Origin of the sequence: Streptomyces sp. SM1, from assembly GCF_002910825.1 — a bacterium.
Taxonomy (GTDB): Bacteria; Actinomycetota; Actinomycetes; order Streptomycetales; family Streptomycetaceae; genus Streptomyces; species Streptomyces okerensis.
Genome location: NZ_NEUB01000949.1, coordinates 2,787 through 6,480, shown reverse-complemented (window position 1 = coordinate 6,480; position 3,694 = coordinate 2,787). Strand labels below are relative to the sequence as shown.

General features: G+C 73.3%; 4 protein-coding genes and 2 pseudogenes. All 6 read left to right on the top strand.

The annotated features are described in order from the left end of the window. Positions 1-476, top strand: a pseudogene (locus tag B9S61_RS41240) (hypothetical protein); the annotation flags it as partial. Then, positions 473-2,116: a hypothetical protein gene (locus tag B9S61_RS33145; protein WP_103545489.1), complete on the top strand. Its 1,644-nt coding sequence runs from the start codon at positions 473-475 to the stop codon at positions 2,114-2,116. The pseudogene B9S61_RS41240 and the gene B9S61_RS33145, both read left to right, overlap by 4 nt. Positions 2,117-2,259: 143 nt before the next feature. Continuing rightward, positions 2,260-2,511: a hypothetical protein gene (locus tag B9S61_RS33140; protein ID WP_103545490.1), complete on the top strand. Its 252-nt coding sequence runs from the start codon at positions 2,260-2,262 to the stop codon at positions 2,509-2,511. Continuing rightward, positions 2,508-2,876, top strand: a complete 369-nt coding sequence (locus tag B9S61_RS33135; protein ID WP_103545488.1) for a helix-turn-helix domain-containing protein — start codon at positions 2,508-2,510, stop codon at positions 2,874-2,876. Before B9S61_RS33140 ends, B9S61_RS33135 begins: the two co-directional genes overlap by 4 nt. Positions 2,877-3,004: 128 nt before the next feature. Further along, positions 3,005-3,568 carry a 2-oxo-4-hydroxy-4-carboxy-5-ureidoimidazoline decarboxylase gene (gene uraD / locus B9S61_RS33130; RefSeq protein WP_103545487.1) on the top strand — a complete coding sequence of 188 codons (564 nt, stop codon included), beginning with the start codon at positions 3,005-3,007 and terminating at the stop codon, positions 3,566-3,568. 5 nt (positions 3,569-3,573) lie between these two features. Next, positions 3,574-3,694 (top strand): annotated as a pseudogene (locus tag B9S61_RS42870) (hydroxyisourate hydrolase); the annotation flags it as partial.

Below are 3,694 nucleotides of genomic sequence, written 5' to 3'. Positions count from 1 at the left end.
GCTTCCTGTGGCACCGGCTGGCGGCGGGGGAGGCGCGGGAGGTCGTCGACCGGCTGTACGCGGAGTTCGTCCGCCCGGACGGCGACGCGCTCGACTGGCTGCACGCCCTGCGCACCGTCGCCCATGCGCCACGCCCTCCGGGAGACGCCTGGTTCGCGCGGTGCCAGGAGGTCGCGCGGGGCAGCCGGGACCTGGCCCATCTGCGCGCCGACCCGGGAGCGGGCCTGGAGAAGCAGGCGATCAACCGCCTGCTGCACGCCCTGTGGTACGCGGCGGACGAACTGGCCGAGGCCGACCGGCCCCTGGTCGAGCGGATCGGACAGGACCTGTCCTTCCTGTCCGCCCAGCACCTGACCGGCCGGGCGGTCCTCGCCCAGGCCGCCATCCGCTGGCCCCGCTCGGTCAGGAACGGCGAGGACTGGCCCCTGGACCGCCGCTGGCAGGACGGCCGGCCGGACGCGGGAGCGGCACGGTGAGGCCGCGGGACCGGCGGACCTGGAGCTGGCTGCCGGGACGGCTCCGCTTCCGCGTGCTGGGCCTGGTCGACGTGGTGGCCCTGTGGACGCTGGTCGCCGCCCTGATCACGACGGGGGCGTGGTGGGGCCTGGACAGCCACCGGCAGCACCGCGACTACTGCACCGCCGACCGGGAGCTGCGGCGGACCGGACCCGGGCGGGAGTGCGTCGGCGTCACCTCGCAGGCGTACCGCTTCGCCCCCGGCCTCACGGACGTACTCGGCCGGATCGAAGCCGAGAACCGGGCCGCGCGCCGCTCGGGCAAGCCGGTGGTGAGCGTCGCCGTCGTCATGCCGTACACCTCGCGCGAGCCGGGCGCGGCCATGTCGAAGGAGCTGATCCGGCACTCCCTCCAGGGCGCCTACGTCGCGCAGCACGCCCACAACCACGGCCCCGCCACCGGCGACACCGCCGTCCAGCTGCTCTTCGCCAACGTCGGCGAGGACCTGAGCCACTGGCCCCCCGTGACCGGCGCGCTGACCGCACGGCGCGGCGGCGAGGCCCCGGTCGTCGCCGCCATCGGCTTCCCCAACAGCGACGACGCCACGCTCGCCGCTGTCCGGGAGGGTCTGGGACCCGCGCGGATCCCGGCAGTCAGCGCCGTGCTCAGCTCCCGTGACATGGAGGACCCCTACCTGTTCAAGGTCTCGCCCTCCACGGACCAGTTCGTCGACGCGCTCCAGCGCTATGTGAGCGCGAACCGGGTGGACCGGAAGAACACGTTCATGATCGCCGACGACCGGGACGACAACTACGTCGCCAACCTGCGCCGCGTCTTCCGCCGGGAGTTCGGCGCGCGCTACGGCATCACACCGGACGAGGTGGAGCGGCGGACCGAGACCTACCAGGGCATCAAGGGACCGGCGCGGGGCACTCCGCAGATCTTCCGGCGGGCGGTGTCCGCGATGTGCGCGGTCGACGCCCGCACCGTGTTCCTGGCCGGCCGCGACGCCGATCTCCCGCCCTTCCTGGAGACCATCGACCGCACCAGCTCCTGTGACCGCGGCCCGGACGACGAACCGCTGCGCATCCTGCGCGTCAGTACCGGCCGTGACCCCGTCACCGAGACCGCCGCGATGCGCCGGATCGCCGAACGCAACAACATCGAGATCGTCACCGCCGCCGCCGTGGACGCACCCCGCTGGCGGGCCGGCGCCGACGGCGACGAACGGGTCCCGAAGGCATTCGCCCGCTTCACCGGCTCCTACGACCGCTTCTTCACCGAGGAAGGTCCCGACGCCCTCAACGACGGATACGCGGTCATGTACCACGACGCGCTCACCGCCGTGGGCACCGCCGTGGCGGCGGCCCGGGACAGCGACATCGACGCCGTGACCCACAACGACGTCTACGACGAACTGCGCCGCGGCAGCCCCCTCGAGCACTGCGCCGCGGGCTGCGTACCGGGCGCGAGCGGTGTCTTCACGTTCGCCGACGAGAGTTCCGGCGCGAAGGGGGGCGCCGGAACGGAACGTGCGGCGGGCCTGTGGCCGGTCTGCAAGCCGGTCCCCGTGGTGACCTTCCCGAAGGAACGCCGCGACAGGTCACCGCTGTACCGCACCTACCAGGAGCCCGGGGAGAACACCTGCCCCCGGCCCTGAGCACGGCGTCCGGCCTCGCCGGTTCCCAGGTGGGGCGGAGGGTCTCCGGGTCGGTTAGGGTCGCCTCGTGGCGGGCGAACCGGCTCCGCCGCGGTGCGACGATCTGGGTAGAAGCACAGGCCGGGAAGGTAATGGGGGGCACCGTGCGACTGAGAGTGGAGTTCACGACCGAGCCCTTCGACCTCGACGAGGCGCCCGCGCACGCCGTGCTGGCCCGGGAGGTCGTCGAGGCGGCGGAACTGGACGCGGTGGACGTCGGGCCGTTCGGCAACACGGCCGAGGGCGGTGCCGACGCGGTGCTCACCGCCGTGGACGCGCTGCTGCGCCGGAGCCTGACGGCCGGCGCCACCCGTGTCTCGCTCCAGATCAACGTGGTCGAGGAGGACCACCGGTGACCGGTACCGGCGAGGAGGCGTTCATCGCGGCGGTGAAACCGCTGGTCGACGCGATGGGCGGCGAACTCCTCCCGCCGGACGAGGCCGGGCCCGACGACGTCGTGCTCTCCTGGGAGGGCACCGCCGCCGTCGCCGTGCGCCTGCCGCAGCTCGCGGACTCCCTCGACCACATTCTCGCGGCCCTGGAACGCCGTAGCGGCATGCCGCTGGCGGATCTGGACCGCAAGGCGAAGCAGGAGATCGTACGCGGCCTGGAGGCGCGCGGCGCCTTCGCCGTACGGCACGGCGTGGAGACCGTGGCGGGCGCGCTCGGAGTCAGCCGCTTCACCGTCTACAACTACCTGAACCGCGAGAAGGGCGCCTGACCCCCCTTCTCCACCGGCCTTTCTCCACCGGAATATTTCAACAAACTGTTGACGCATGGTCCGTGACGGCGTTCACTGTCGGCACGCCCGTTCGCAGCACACGGCCGCCCGCGGCCACGGAGGCTCACGTGACGTCGACATCCACGCCGCCGGGCCTGGCCCGGTTCAACGCCCTGGAGGAGCACGCGGCACTCGCCGCGCTCCACGAGGTCTGCGCGGCCCCGGGCTGGGCCCGGCGACTGCTCACCGCCCGCCCCTACGCCACCGCCGAAGCCCTGTACGCCGCCAGTGACGCCGCCATGGCGGAGCTGACCGCGGCGGACCTGGAGGAGGCGATGGCCGGGCATCCGCCGATAGGGCGACCCAGGCCCGGGGACCCGGTCTCCGCCCGGGAGCAGAGCGGGATGGCCGGCGCCGCGGCCGGGCTCAGGGCCGAGATGCTCGAGCTGAACCTGGCCTACCAGGAGAGGTTCGGCCATGTGTTCCTCATCTGCGCCACCGGCCGGACCGGCGAGCAGCTGCGCGACGCCGTGAAGGAGCGGCTCGGCAACACGCCGGAGCGGGAGCGGGAGATCGTGCGCACCGAACTGGGCAGGATCAACCGTATCCGGCTGGCCCGTCTCCTCGAAGCCGACGCAGACGCCGGAACCGGGGCACAAGCCGACGCCGCAGCCGACGCCGCAGAGGACTGACGCACATGAGCACCGACACCACCGCCTCCGTGTCCACGCACATCCTGGACACCAGCGCCGGCCGCCCCGCCGGGGGCGTCGCCGTCCACCTCTCCGCCCGGGCGGGCCGGGACGCGGACTGGCGGG